Genomic DNA, 12,923 nt, shown 5'->3' on the forward strand with positions numbered 1-12,923 from the left:
GCCGTTCGGATCAGTCCGGCGGAGCCGCCGTGCTCCGCCGGACCAGCAGCCGGGCCGGCACCAGATCCGTGCCGGGGCGCGGCTCCCCGTCGGTGCGGATCTGCTGGAGCACCTTGCGCACACACCGCCGGCCCACCTCGGCGAAGTCCTGGTGGACGGTGGTGAGCGGCGGTACGAAGTACGCGGCGTCCGGGATGTCGTCGAACCCGACCACACTGACGTCCTCCGGCACGGACCGCCCGCGCTCGTGGAAGGCGCGCAGCAGACCCAGCGCCATCTGGTCGTTGGACGCGAACACCGCCGTGCAGTCGGCCTGTTCGGCCAGCGCGAGACCCGCCGCGTACCCCGACTCGGCCGACCAGTCACCGTGCAACGGCGGCGGCACCGGACGCCCCGCCTCCTCAAGTGCCGCTCGCCAGGCCTCGGTCCGGCGCTGCGCGGAGAAGGACGTCTCCGGCCCGGTCAGATGCCATACGGTGCGGTGGCCCAGGTCGAGCAGGTGCTGCACGGCCGTGCGGGCGCCCTCGCTCTGGTCGGTGTCGACCACGCTGTAGCGGTCGCCGGCGTCCGAGTCCACGACCACGACGTGCACCCCGGGCGGGAGTTGGAAGGATCCGGTGCCGGTGTCGAGGAGATGGATCTCCATGATGACGATCACGGCGTCGACGGCCAGCTCGCCCATGCGGGTGAAGGCCCCCAGGACGTTGTCCTGCGTCGGGACGTCGATCGGGATCAGCGTGATCGCGTACCCCTCGGCCGCCGCGTGCGTGGCGATCGCCTCGACGGTTCGGCTGTTGCCCGTGGAGGAGAGGCTGAACAGGATCACGCCGATGGTGTTGAACTGGCCGTAACGCAGCGCGCGCGCCGCGCTGTTGGGCCGGTAGCCCAGCTCCCGCATCGCGGCGAGGACCTGCTCCCGGGTCGAACCGACCACCCCGGCCTGACCGTTGGAGACCCGCGAGACCGTCTGCGACGAGACACCCGCGAGCCGGGCCACGTCGGCCATGGACACGCGCTGCTTGCGCCGCCCGCCGGGCACGCCCGAACCACCCCGCTCCACCACGGCTGCCTCCTTCGACCGATGCCCGAACTGCCTGCGCGCACCGGATGTTACGTGTGGGAAACCTTGACGGTCGCCAGGGCGGATGTCACGATTCCGGCGCCTCCGAGTTTACGTAAACATCGCTGCGGCGATCCGGACTCCGCCTCCTCTCAACCCACTCCCGCCGCCTCTTGCCGCACAGCATGTTTACGTAAACATCCGGTCCTCCTGAAAGGGCACGTCGATGCGCAAGACCCCTGCCACGAGCCGCCGCACTCCCCGGCTGCGCGCCGCCTTCGTGGCGCTGGCGATCACCGCGATCAGCGGGGCGACCCTCACGGGCACCCCCGCCTCCGCCACCGCGCCGAGCACCGGCACGACCCAGTTCAAGGGCGTGAACTGGGCCGACCCGCGCGACAACTTCGCCGACGACCTCCTCCAGCTGTCCGGTCTCTCCACCACCGACGGCTACGCGAAGACGTACGCCAAGGCGAGCCGGATCATCGCGGCCTTCCGCGCGAACCTCGGCGCCAACACCGTGCGGCTGCCGATCAACCCGTACACCGTCAACGGCGCCTACTGGAAGTCGTATCGCGCGGTCGTCGACGCGGCCTCGGCCCAGGGCTTCAAGGTGATCGTGTCCTACTGGGAGGGCACCGGCGCGCAGAAGGACGGGTTCATCGACGACGAGGCCACGTACTGGCCCATGTGGAACACGGTGGTCAAGGCCTACAAGCACAACCCGCTGGTCTACTTCGAGCCGATGAACGAGCCGCACGGCTACACCGACGCCGAGTGGGCCGACATCGCCGCGAAGTGGCTGGACACCTACCCCTCGGTGCCCCGCAACCGCGTCTTCGTCAGCGGCGCCGGCTACAACGACCACGTCACCTCGGTCTGCGCCGACCCGCGACTGAAGGGGACGTACCTGTCGCTGCACCACTACGGCTTCTGGAAGAGCTACGCCACCTACGACGAGTGGGTGGCCGACCTCAAGGTGCGCATCGGCGACTGCGCGGGGCGTACCGTCGCCGACGAGTTCGGGGCGCCGATGACCACGGGCCTCGACTACAACAAGGCGACTCCGGACGACAACTCCGTCAACTTCATCCAGGCCGTGACGGACACCTTCCGCGAGCTGAAGATGGGTTCGGTGTACTGGCCCGGCCTGCGCACGGACGACACCTACTCCATCCAGACCCTGACCGGCCCGGTCGCCCGCCCCTGGCTGGCCACCACCAACCAGTCCGGCGCCGACCGCCTCGCCTGGGCCTGGGGCCGGGGCAAGCCGGTCAAGCCCTGACACCTCGGTTCACACGGCCGGCCGCGGTGCGCCCGCCCGCGGCCGGCAGTTCGGCGTCGGCTCAGGCCGCCGCCGGGCGGACCAGCCCCGACTCGTAGGCGAAGACCACCGCCTGCACGCGGGCCCGGGCGCCGATCTTGGCGAGGATGTGGCTGACGTGGGACTTCACGGTGGTCGGGGCGATGGAGAGGCGTTCGGCGATCTCGGCGTTGGACCAGCCCGAGGCGACTCCGGAGAGGATCACGCGCTCGCGCCCGGTGAGCGTGTCGAGGCCCACCTCACGGGTGGCACGGGCGGGTTGCCCCTCGCGGACGGCGTCGATGAGGGCGCGGGTCAGATCGGGCGTGATGACGGCGTCTCCGGCGGCCACGATCCGGACGGCCGCGATCAGTTCCTCGGCCGTGGCGTCGGGCTGGAGGAATCCGCCGGCGCCGGCGCGCAGGGCCGCGTAGGGATAGGCCTCGCTGTCGGCGGGCGTCAGGACCAGCACGCGCGGCCGGCGCTCGCCGACCGCGCCGGATCGGGTGATACGGCGGATGGCGTCGACGCCGATCGTGTGGGAGAAGCGGTCGTCCACCAGGACCACGTCGGGGTGGAGTGCGGCACTCTCACGGATCGCCTCGTCCGCGCTGGTCGCCTCGCCGACGACGGTCAGATCGGGCTCGGCGGCCAGCAGCATGCGCAGGCCGAGTCGCTGCAGTGAGGGTGCGTTGACGATGAGTACGGAGGTCATGGCGGGGCCCTTCGTGAACGAAACGGTATCGTTCCCCTAGGGCTTCAGCGTAGCCTCGCAACTATCGAAACGCTAGCGTTTTTCTTCTGTGGTTTCGATCACGCTGCGCCAGGGCTGAACGTCCGCCGGGACACACCCGTACCTCCTGTCGAGCCAACACCGAGCAGGAGGCCCTTTGTTCCAGCAGCGAGCGCGAATCGGCGTCGATCGCGTCCCGTCCCCGGCCCGCCGGCCACGGGCCGCCGCTCTCGTCGGCGGCCTGGCCCTGTTGCCCCTGGCCGTGGCGTGCAGTGGCGGCGAGGACGACCGCGCGGAGACGAGGACCGGCAAGATCGCGGTGACCGCCGCGCCCGAGGCCGGGGTCGTGGCACCGGCCAAGGTCGAGGTGATCGCCGGGCTCATCGGCTGCAAGCCCAAGATCCGGGTCGACGCGGACGAGCTGCGGCAGGGCGTGTGCCACACCAAGGCGGCCGACCAGGTCATCACCACGTTCCCCGAGGAGAAGTACAAGCTCGCCTGGCTCGACGCCGCCAGCGGCTACGGCGGACAGCACCTCGTCGGCTCCCGCTGGGTGGTCAGCGCGAAGCCGGCCAAGCTGAAGGAGTTCCGCACCAAACTGGGCGGCGAGATCCAGCAGTTGCGCGGCATCGGCCCGGCCGCCCCGAGCGCGTCCTGACGGTGGCCGCGCAGGATCTACCCGAACGTCACCTGGGCCGTGGCGTGCCGGTTCTCCCGGTGGGTGGCCACCCGCAGCTCGGCACCCTCCCCGGCCGGAGTGCCGCAGGCCGCCAGGTGCTCGCCTCCGAACACCGGCTTGTGGAGCCGGTACGACAGTGAGCGCACCCGGCGGTCCGGTGCCCGGCGGCGGGGGAGCTCGAGCATGAGCAGGGCGAGCAGCGGGCCGTGGACGACGAGGCCGGGGTAGCCCTCCTCGTCACGGCAGTACGGGGCGTCGTAGTGGATGCGGTGCGCGTTCGCGGTGAGGGCGCTGAACCGGAAGAGCAGCGCGGGATCCGGGTGCGCGGGGAGCTGCCAGGGCGAGTCGGTGTCGGGGAGCGTCAACTGGTCGAGGACACTTGGGTGTTGGCCTGCACTGCGGCCCGACCGGTACACGCTGTCCTGCTCCTCGACCAGACAGAGGCGCCCGCGCTGCCGGAACTCCCGGCGCTCGGTGACGAACAGCAGCTCCCCGGTGCGGCCCTGCTTGGCGGTGAGCGCGCCCAGGCTGCGCACGCGCTCCGCGGGTTCGCCCAGACGCAGCGGTTCACGGATCTCGCAGCGGCCCCCGGCCCACATGCGTTGGCGGTGCGGGATCGGCGGCAGGAAGCGGCCGTCGAGCGGATGGCCGTCGGGGCCCAGCCCGCCCTGCGCGGGCCAGTTCAGGAAGTACAGCCAGTGCCACAGCGGAGGCAGCGGATCGCCGGCCTTCGCCACGGCGTCGGGCAGATCCAGGACCGCCGACAGGGCGGCCACCGGACCGACCGGCAGCGGATCCTCGTCCGTGACCGGACCCGGGGTCCACGACTCCACGTACGAGCTGAGCGGCGCGGCACCGGACACCGGCACCGGCTGGTCCTCGGGTTCCATCGTCCTCCTGTCCTCGGCCGTGGACTCAGTTTAGGAACCGCGCGGTCGAGCGCACGTGATGTGCTCCCCGGTACCCCCGCACCCGCCGTACGAGATCCTCGGCGGCCGTCGGCCAGTCCGGCCGGCCGAAGTCGAAGCCTGCCGCGAGCAGGCGGCCGGGGACGACGCGGCGGCTCTTGAGGAGGAGTTCGGTGTCCGAGCGGAGCGCGAAGGCTCCGAGTTCGGCCATCGCCCTCGTCGCGGGCAGGCCCACCGGGGTGCCCCAGGCGGCGCGGAGGTCACGCATGAAGTCCCGTTGCGGCAGCGGGTTCGGGGCGGCGAGGTTCACCGGTCCGCTCAAGTCGTCCCGCTCGACCAGGAATTCGACCGCGCGGACGAAGTCGTGGCCGTGGATCCAGGAGACGTACTGCGCGCCGCCCGCGACCGGGCCGCCGAGCCCGAGCCGCACCAGCCGCAGCAGCATGTCGAGGACACCGCCCCGGCCGGGGCTCATCACCATGGCGGAGCGCAGCGCCACCTTGCGGGTGCGCGGGGTGTCGGCCTCCTCCAGTTCCCGCTCCCAGGCCCGGGCGATCTCGATGCTGTACGCCCAGTAGTCGGGGACGTCCGGCTCGGTGCCGCCGATGACGCCGGTCGTCTCGTCGTTCGGCGCGTCGAAACGGTGGGAGTAGATGGTCGCGGTGCTCATCTGGAGCCAGACGCGGGGCGGCCGGGCGGCGGTCGTGATCGCCTCGCCGACGGCCCGGGCGGAGTCCACCCGCGAGTCCATCATCGCCCGCATGTTGGCGGGCGTGTAGCGGCAACTGACGCTCCGCCCCGCCAGGTTGATCACCACGTCGCTGCCGTCGACCACCTCGGCCCAGGGGCCCTGGTGCACCCCGTCCCACGGGATGTCGCCGGGGCGCCCGGGCCGTCGGCTCAGCACCACGACCTCATGACCGGCCGCGGTCAGCTCGCGGCGCAGCAGCGTCCCCACCTGCCCGGTGCCCCCGGGAATCACGATCTTCATCAGGCTCGCCCCCTCTGTTCTCGGAGCGAGCATACGCCGGTGTTGAACGTGTTCAAAACGGTGGGGAGGAACCTCCTGGAGGTGGTCAGTGCCGGGGCCGGTAGGCCTTCGGCAGGCGCAGGCCGCGGTCGGCCATGATCTGGCGGACGCGGTCGGGGTAGTCGGTGATGATGCCGTCGATGCCCATGTCCATGAGCGCCTCGATCGTCGCCGGATCGTCACAGGTCCACGGGATGACCTTCAGGCCCCGGGCGTGGGCCTCGGAGATCATCGTGGGGTCGGGGTAGAAGCGGAAGTCCGGGTCGCCGATCCTGCCGCTCTGCGGGAAGCCGTAGTTCGGGGAGAGCGCCTTGAGGCCCGGGACGGTGGCCGCCGCCTTGACGAAGTCGCCGCCGTAGTCGTCGGCGTCGATCCCGCCCAGCCAGGGGGAGGCGCCGGGCTTGCCGACCTGGAGGAAGTCGTAGTTCGTGAGCGCGACCAGCGGCCACCGCGGTGCCAGCTTGTGCATAGCCTTCAGCGCGCCCCAGTCGAAGGACTGGATGGTGACCTGGTCCTCGATGCCGGAGCGGTGGATCTCCTCGTAGACGCGGCGCACGAACAGCTCGCGCGGGGAGGTCTGTTCGGGCGCGCCCGCCTCGACCTTCGTCTCGATGTTCAGCTTGACCTGCTTGGCGCGGTAGCTCTTGACCAGGTTCAGGACGTCCTTGAGCTCGACCATCCGGAACCCCTTGACCACCTCCTGCTGCGGGAATCCGGGCAGTTGCTGGTAACCGCAGTCCAGGGTCTTGATCTGAGCCAGCGTCAGATCCTTGATGTACTTGCCGACATACGGGTACAGCGGGTCGCCGGGCGTGACCGGGGCCGTGTCCCTGCACTTCACCCCGCTGATCTGCCGGTCGTGGTTGACGACGACCTTGCGGTCCTTGGTGATGTGCGTGTCCAGCTCCAGGGTGGACACCCCGAGCCGCAGGGCCTTGCCGAACCCCTGCAACGACTCCTCGGTCGTCAGCCCCAGGCCACCGCGATGGGCCTGCAGATCGAACAGGGCTCTGTGCGCGGGTGGTCGGGGCGTGGGCGTGTGCGTCGTCGTTGTCGCGTGGGCGGCCGTCGGGAGGGCGAGCACCGGCGCCAGGGCCAGGCCGGCGAGGGCATGTCGTGCGGACATCGAAACCTCACTCGTGTCGGTTCGGGCGAGCAGGAGACGCTAGTTGAGCCACGGGCGTACGCAACAGCGTGGACATGTTCCCGCCATGAACCCTCACCGAACGGCCGCCCGGCCGCACCCGCCGCGCAGCTGTACGGCCGTGCTCGTCAGCCGCGCAGATACGCCCCGAGCCGAGCGATCGCCGACGGGTTGCGGGGGCTCTCCACCAGGTCGACGTAGTCGAGGACGAAGATCCGGCGGTGCTTGACGGCGGAGACGTTCCGCAGCGGGGCGTACGACAGCAGGAACTTCCGCTTCTGCTCGGCGCTCACGTCCCCGTAGTCGCAGATCACGATGACGTCCGGGTCCCGCTCGACGACACTCTCCCAGCCGACGGTGGTCCAGGAGTCGGCCAGGTCGTGCATGACGTTCTCGCCGCCGGCCGCGCTGATGATCTGGTCCGGGGCGGCGTAACGACCGGACGTGAAGGGCTGGTCCTGACCGCTGTCGTAGAGGAAGACCTTGGGACGCTCGGCCGGTGCCTTCGCCTCGACGTCGGCGATCTGCTTCTTGAACCCCGCGATGAGGGTGGCGGCCCGCTGCCGCACCCCGAACAGCCTGCCCAGGTTGGTGAGGTCCTCGTACAGCGCGTCCAGCGGCGGCATGATGCCGCGCGAACTCTCCGTACGGCCGTTGTGGCACGACTCGGTGAGGGTGTACGTGGGGATGCCGAGCTTCTTGAGGGCGTCCGGGGTGAAACCGCTGTCCTCGCGGAAGCCGTAGTTCCAGCCCGCGAAGACGAGGTCGGCGCGGGCGTCGAGGACGTTCTCCTTGGTGAGCTGGTCCTTGGAGAGCCACTTGACCTTCCGGTAGCCGTCCTTCCAGGGGACGTCGGTGAGGTCGCCCTTGTCGTCGGGCATGGCGAACCCGGCCATGCGGTCCTCCAGACCGAGCGCGAACATCAGCTCGGTGATCCCGACGTCGTTGGTGACCACGCGCTCGGGGACCTTGTCGTAGGTCACCTTGCGGCCGCAGTTGGTGAGCGTGACGGCGGTGGACTTCGCCTTCGCGTCGGCCTGTGGTTCGACGGTGGCACCGCAGCCGGTGGCGGTCGCGGCGAGGCAGAGGGCGGCGATGAGCAGCTTGCGCACAGGGATCCTTACGCGGGTGGGGGCAGGGTTCTCGGGTGGGGCAGGTTCTTACGAGGTGGCGGGGAGCAGGTCGAACAGCAGCTGGACCGCGCCCGTCTCCGGGTGCCGTACGGGATGCGCGCGCACCCCGAACACCTCGGCGAGCAGGGCGGGTTGAAGGACTTCGTACGGCGGGCCCGATGCGACGATCCGGCCGCCGGCGACGACGTACAGCCGATCGCAGTGCGCGGCGGCCAGGTTGAGGTCGTGCAGGGCGGCGAGCGCGGTCAGGCCGCTGCGGCGGACCAGCGCGAGCACGTCCAACTGGTGGGCGATGTCGAGGTGGTTGGTGGGTTCGTCGAGGACCAGCACCCGGGGTTGCTGCGCCAGCGCGCGGGCGATGAGGACGCGCTGCCGCTCACCGCCGGACAGGGCGAGGAAGCCGCGCTCGGCGAGATGGCCGACGCCCGTGCGCTCCATGGCTTCGGCACACACGGCACGGTCCCGCGCGGCCGTCCGGTCCCGGTGCGGCAGCCGACCCATGGCGACCACCTCGGCGACCGTGAAGTCGAACTCCGCCGCCGACTCCTGGGGCAGCGCCGCCAACACCCGTGCCGCGGCCCGGGACTGCATGCCGTGCACGTCCTCCCCGTCGAGCCGTATCGCGCCCCGGTCCGGCCGCAGCGCCCGGTACACACACCGCAACAGCGTCGACTTGCCGCTGCCGTTGGGGCCGACCAGCCCGACGAACGCCCCGCTGTCCACGGCGAGTTCGATGTCGTCGATCAGCCGGGCACCGGCCACGTCGACCGTCACACCGGTGATGTCGAGCCGCATGGTCACCTACCTCCGAACGCGTAGTGGCCGCGCCGCACGCGCAGTTGAGGACCGCCCGGCACGTCGTCCATGTCGATCCGCACGCTCACCGCCCCCCGAACGCGTAGCCGCCCCGCCGCATCAGCAGCAGGAAGGCGGGCACCCCGACCACGGCCGTGATCACTCCGACGGGCAACTCGGCGGGCGCCAACAGGAGTCGGGACAGTACGTCCGCCCACACCAGCAGGACGGCCCCGACCAGGGGCGCCACCGCCAGCACCCGGCGGTGGTCGGCGCCGACGAGCATCCGTACGACGTGCGGCACCATCAGGCCGACGAACCCGATCGCCCCGCTGACCGCGACCACCGTCCCGGTCACGGCCGCGGTGACGAGGAACAGCTCCCGGCGCAGCCGGCCCGGCCGGACCCCGAGCGCGGCGGAGGTCTCGTCCCCCATGGCGAGCGCGTTGAGCGCCTCGGCACGCCACCGCAGCCACGCCCATCCGGCCGCCACGGTCACGGCGGCGAGCGGTACCTGGACCCAGGTCGCGCCGCCCAGGCTGCCGAGCAGCCACATCATCGCCGACCGGGCCGCCTCGCCCCGGGCCGCGCCGAACACCATCACCGTGGTCACGGCCTCGAAGCCGTACGCCAGTGCCGTCCCGGTCAGGACCAGGCGCAGCGGGGTGAGGCCGTGCGGGGAGCGGGCCACGGCGTAGACCAGGACCATCGCCGCGAGCGCCGAGGCGAACGCCGAAGCCGACAGCGCCCACACCCCGAGCCCCGCGAACGCCCCGAGCAGGATGACCGCGTTGGCGCCGACAGCCGCGCCCGAGGAGATGCCGAGCACGAAGGGATCGGCGAGCGCGTTGCGGACCATGGCCTGCACGGCCACGCCGACGGCCGCGAGCCCCGCCCCCACGACGGCGCCGAGCACGACTCGCGGCAGCCGGATCTCCCAGACGATGGTGTACGCGGCGACGTCGTCGGAGTGCACGGTCCCACCGGTGAGCCCGGCCCACAGGAACCGGAACACCGCCGCCCAGCCGATCCCGGCCGCTCCGAGCCCGACTCCGCACACGAGCGAGACCAGGAGCAGCAGTGCCAGGCCGAGGAGCAGCGGCGGCACGGGTATGCGGGTGGGGGTGGCACTTCGGCGCACGGCGGGGGTGGTCCTTCACCTGGGGCCACCTGTGGGACCTCAAGCAGGAGACAGCCCGTGCGACCGTGCCGGCCGCGCGGTCCCCTCTCGCAGTCCACGGCGAGCAGTCGACGGGTCGCGCCACCCACAGGCGATCGGGCTCACGCGGCACGTCTCTCTCAAGATGCCGCGCACACCGTTGCGGGTCAGCGCCGGACTCTCACCGGACTTCCCCCGCGGGAGGCTCCGGGAGCGTAGCAAACGCCCCAAAGGGGTCTGTCACCCAGGTCCTTGCTGCCGCACGCGCCGGGCGACCTCGCTGTCCTCGGTCTCCCACCAGGGACGGACCAGGTCCGTCCCCGCCGTCCGCGCGACCGGCACGAGATCGGTGTCCAGGCGTCGGTCCAGTACGACGTTCCGCGCGCGCTCCGTGCGGGCCCACTGCACGAGGATCGCCAGCAGGAAGGGGAGCGCCACCAGCTCGGCGATGCTGATCATGGCGCCGCCGCCGAGCTGCTGGTCGTGGTGGACGTCCGGCGCCCAGGGCGGGGCGTGGTGCAGATACCAGGCGCCGGCGATCAGCGTGCCGTGCGTCATGACGACGACACCGGGCACCGCGTCCACGATCCCGTCGAGGAACACCAGCGCGGCCCGCACCGGGTGCGTGCACCAGCCGGGCAGCGTCTCCTCGCCGGTCAGCACCGGCACCACGAACAGGCAGCCGGCGAGCAGGAGATGCAGATACATGAGGTCGTGCAGCGGCCCGTACCGCAGCGCGGTCGCGAAGTACGGCGTGAAGTACACCGTCAGCTCGGTCGCCAGCACCAGCGCCGTACTGACCAGCGGGAAGGTGAGCAGTCGTACGACCCGTCCGGTCATCGTCCGCCGCAGCCGGCCGGCCGGGCCCGCAGGCAGCGCCCGTAGCGCGAGGCCCAGCGGGTCGCCCAGGGCCAGCCCGATGGGCGCGACCAGGTCGAGGAGGACGTTCTGGACGGCGGCCGGCCAGAACAGCACCCGGTCGTAGACGGCGAGGCCGGACATGGTGGCCGCGGTGAGCGTGCCGAGGCCCAGCAGGACGAAGGCCGCGGTCCGGACGACGGACCAGTGCTCGCCCCGGCGCGCGAGCCGCAGCACGCCCGCCGCGTACAGGCCGCCCAGCAGGACGACGAGGAGCAGCGCGGGCACGTCCAGTCGCCAGGAGGAGAGCAGCCGTCCTGCGGTGAGCTCCGGCAGACTCCCCATCACCAGGTCTCTCCTCTTTGCTCTTCCATGCTCTTCCCGCCACGGCCGTGCACGGCACGTCGGACCCGCGGAGACGTTACGCCGTGCCCGCGACCCGACCGATCACAGGTCGGGCGTATCGGGCGACTTCATACCAGGCTCACACCAAGTTCCTACGGAGCGCTTCGGCTTCCGGTGAAATTCGCGCGGTTACCGAATTGATCGTGTCGTCCCACTCGCAGTCACCCGCTGCGAGAGGCACTCTTGACAACGTGCGTACGGTTTCGCGACGTTTGAGCCCTGCCGGGGACTGGGGATCCCGGTCGTCGGCCATGGGGTGAGGGCGGCGCGTACACGGGTGGGGGGCGGGTACACGGCGTGGGTCAGCGGGTAACGGAGAAGCGGGGCGCGGAGACGCGTCACGGGGGGAGCGGATCTGACGTGGATGTGACGGTCCAGAGACTCGACGAACTGAGTGCGTCGCTGCGCGTGGCGTGGCACGAGGCGATGGATGCATCACCTGAGTACTCCAATCCCTTTCTGGCACCGGAGTTCGCGCTCGGGGTGGCCAGACAGCGGGACGCGGTGCGGTTGGCCGTCCTGCGGCAGGAGGGGAAGCCGGTCGGCTTCTTCCCGTACGAACGAGATGCTCTGGGTATCGGCCGGGCCATTGGTCTCGGCCTTTCGGACTGTCAGGCCCTGGTGCACCGGCCCGGGGTCACCTGGGACGCACAGGAGTTGCTACGGGCCAGCGGGCTGTCCATCTTCGAGTTCGATCACCTGGTCGAGGAGCAGAAGCCTTTCAGTAGCTATGTCACCGGCCGGTTCGCGTCGCCGGTGGTGGATCTGAAGCCCGACGAGAGCGGCTACCCGCAGTGGCTGCGCGGCGCGTACCCGGGTCTCGCCAAGACGACGCTGAAGAAGGAACGTCGCCTCGGGCGTGACGTGGGCGAAGTGCGGTTCGTCTTCGACGAGCGCGACCCGACGATGCTGCGCACGCTCATGCGCTGGAAATCCGCCCAGTACCGCAGGACCGGTCGGATGGATCGTTTCGCCCGGCAGTGGATCGTCGACCTGGTGGACGACCTCTTCCAGGTCCGCGAGGAGCACTTCACCGGTGTGCTGTCCGTGCTGTACGCGGGCGACCGGCCGGTGGCCGCGCACTTCGGACCGAGATCGCGCACGGTGCTCGCGGCCTGGTTCACCGCCTACGACCCCGACCTGCACTACTACTCGCCGGGACTGATGATGCACCTGCGCACGGCCGAGGCGGCGGCCCGGGCCGGGGTGACGATGATGGACCTGGGGCGCGGCGACAAGGAGTACAAGGACTGGCTCAAGACCCGCGAGCTCCGCGTCGGTGAGGGCTTCGCCAGTCGCCCGCACCCGGTGGCGGCGGCGTACCGCGTCTGGCGCAGACCGGTGCGCGGTCTGCGCAACACGGTCAACGCCCACCCCCGCCTCCGCGAACCCGCCGACCGCCTCCTGAAGACGGTCGGCGGCCTGCGTACGTCACGCCGGTCGCCGTCCGGCGGGGGAGCGGGCAGCGCTCCCTGAGGCCGGTTGGCAGGGGCGGGCCGGCATGCGCGGGCCCGCCCGGCGGTTGGGTCTGCGCGGCTTGACGCGTGTCTCCCAGGCCGGTCCCGACGTGTCTCCGGGGCCGGTCCCGAGTTTGCCGAATCGGCAACAGGCTTCGTTCACGCCGTGCCGTCCGTCGGATGATCGGTGTCGAAGCCGTCGATCGCGAGGGCTGCCTGGTCCGGTGGACCCGACGGCCCTCGCGTCACCCGGGAGGAC

At 71.1% G+C, this 12,923-nt stretch carries 12 protein-coding genes and 1 riboswitch; of the genes, 3 read left to right on the top strand and 9 right to left on the bottom strand.

Annotated elements, in window-relative coordinates; all coding sequences use genetic code 11:
* Nucleotides 1-10 precede the first annotated feature (10 nt).
* Entirely contained in the window at nt 11-1,063 is a 1,053-nt protein-coding gene (locus tag ACIP6U_RS43300) for a LacI family DNA-binding transcriptional regulator (RefSeq protein WP_401728479.1), read from the bottom strand.
* 223 nt (nt 1,064-1,286) lie between these two features.
* Between ACIP6U_RS43300 and ACIP6U_RS43305 the strand changes: the two genes are divergently transcribed.
* A complete protein-coding gene (locus ACIP6U_RS43305) occupies nt 1,287-2,345 on the top strand; it encodes a glycoside hydrolase family 5 protein (RefSeq protein WP_401728481.1) in 1,059 nt (352 codons plus the stop codon).
* A gap of 61 nt (nt 2,346-2,406) precedes the next feature.
* On the opposite strand, the gene ACIP6U_RS43310 is transcribed toward ACIP6U_RS43305, so the two are convergent.
* A complete protein-coding gene (locus ACIP6U_RS43310; protein WP_401728482.1) occupies nt 2,407-3,078 on the bottom strand; it encodes a LuxR C-terminal-related transcriptional regulator in 672 nt (223 codons plus the stop codon).
* Nucleotides 3,079-3,253: 175 nt separating this feature from the next.
* Here ACIP6U_RS43310 and ACIP6U_RS43315 point away from each other — a divergent pair, with 175 nt between their 5' ends.
* Nucleotides 3,254-3,754 (top strand): hypothetical protein, encoded by a 501-nt coding sequence (locus ACIP6U_RS43315; RefSeq protein ID WP_401728483.1) that lies wholly within the window; start codon nt 3,254-3,256, stop codon nt 3,752-3,754.
* A 17-nt stretch (nt 3,755-3,771) separates the two neighbouring features.
* Here the strand turns inward: ACIP6U_RS43315 and ACIP6U_RS43320 are convergent, their stop codons facing one another.
* The 7 genes from ACIP6U_RS43320 to ACIP6U_RS43350 all read right to left on the bottom strand — a co-directional run bounded on the left by ACIP6U_RS43320 (nt 3,772) and on the right by ACIP6U_RS43350 (nt 11,147).
* Nucleotides 3,772-4,665, bottom strand: a complete 894-nt coding sequence (locus ACIP6U_RS43320; protein WP_401728484.1) for a hypothetical protein — start codon at nt 4,663-4,665, stop codon at nt 3,772-3,774.
* Nucleotides 4,666-4,690: 25 nt separating this feature from the next.
* Nucleotides 4,691-5,674 carry a TIGR01777 family oxidoreductase gene (locus ACIP6U_RS43325; protein ID WP_401728485.1) on the bottom strand — a complete coding sequence of 328 codons (984 nt, stop codon included), beginning with the start codon at nt 5,672-5,674 and terminating at the stop codon, nt 4,691-4,693.
* A gap of 85 nt (nt 5,675-5,759) precedes the next feature.
* Complete coding sequence (locus tag ACIP6U_RS43330) at nt 5,760-6,839, bottom strand: glycerophosphodiester phosphodiesterase family protein (RefSeq protein ID WP_401728487.1); 1,080 nt, start codon at nt 6,837-6,839, stop codon at nt 5,760-5,762.
* Between the two features lie 146 nt (nt 6,840-6,985).
* Nucleotides 6,986-7,969, bottom strand: a complete 984-nt coding sequence (locus ACIP6U_RS43335; RefSeq protein WP_401728488.1) for an ABC transporter substrate-binding protein — start codon at nt 7,967-7,969, stop codon at nt 6,986-6,988.
* A 48-nt stretch (nt 7,970-8,017) separates the two neighbouring features.
* Nucleotides 8,018-8,785 (bottom strand): ABC transporter ATP-binding protein, encoded by a 768-nt coding sequence (locus ACIP6U_RS43340; RefSeq protein WP_401728489.1) that lies wholly within the window; start codon nt 8,783-8,785, stop codon nt 8,018-8,020.
* 85 nt (nt 8,786-8,870) lie between these two features.
* Entirely contained in the window at nt 8,871-9,926 is a 1,056-nt protein-coding gene (locus tag ACIP6U_RS43345; RefSeq protein ID WP_401728490.1) for a FecCD family ABC transporter permease, read from the bottom strand.
* Nucleotides 9,927-10,055: 129 nt separating this feature from the next.
* A riboswitch (cobalamin riboswitch) is annotated at nt 10,056-10,139 on the bottom strand.
* Nucleotides 10,140-10,184: 45 nt separating this feature from the next.
* Nucleotides 10,185-11,147, bottom strand: coding sequence for a cytochrome c oxidase assembly protein (locus ACIP6U_RS43350; protein ID WP_401728491.1), 963 nt, complete (start codon nt 11,145-11,147; stop codon nt 10,185-10,187).
* A 420-nt stretch (nt 11,148-11,567) separates the two neighbouring features.
* Between ACIP6U_RS43350 and ACIP6U_RS43355 the strand changes: the two genes are divergently transcribed.
* On the top strand, nt 11,568-12,683 hold the full coding sequence (locus ACIP6U_RS43355) for a GNAT family N-acetyltransferase (protein ID WP_401728492.1): 1,116 nt from the start codon (nt 11,568-11,570) through the stop codon (nt 12,681-12,683).
* Nucleotides 12,684-12,923: the final 240 nt, after the last annotated feature.

Source organism: Streptomyces sp. NPDC088794, assembly GCF_044750545.1.
GTDB lineage: Bacteria > Actinomycetota > Actinomycetes > Streptomycetales > Streptomycetaceae > Streptomyces.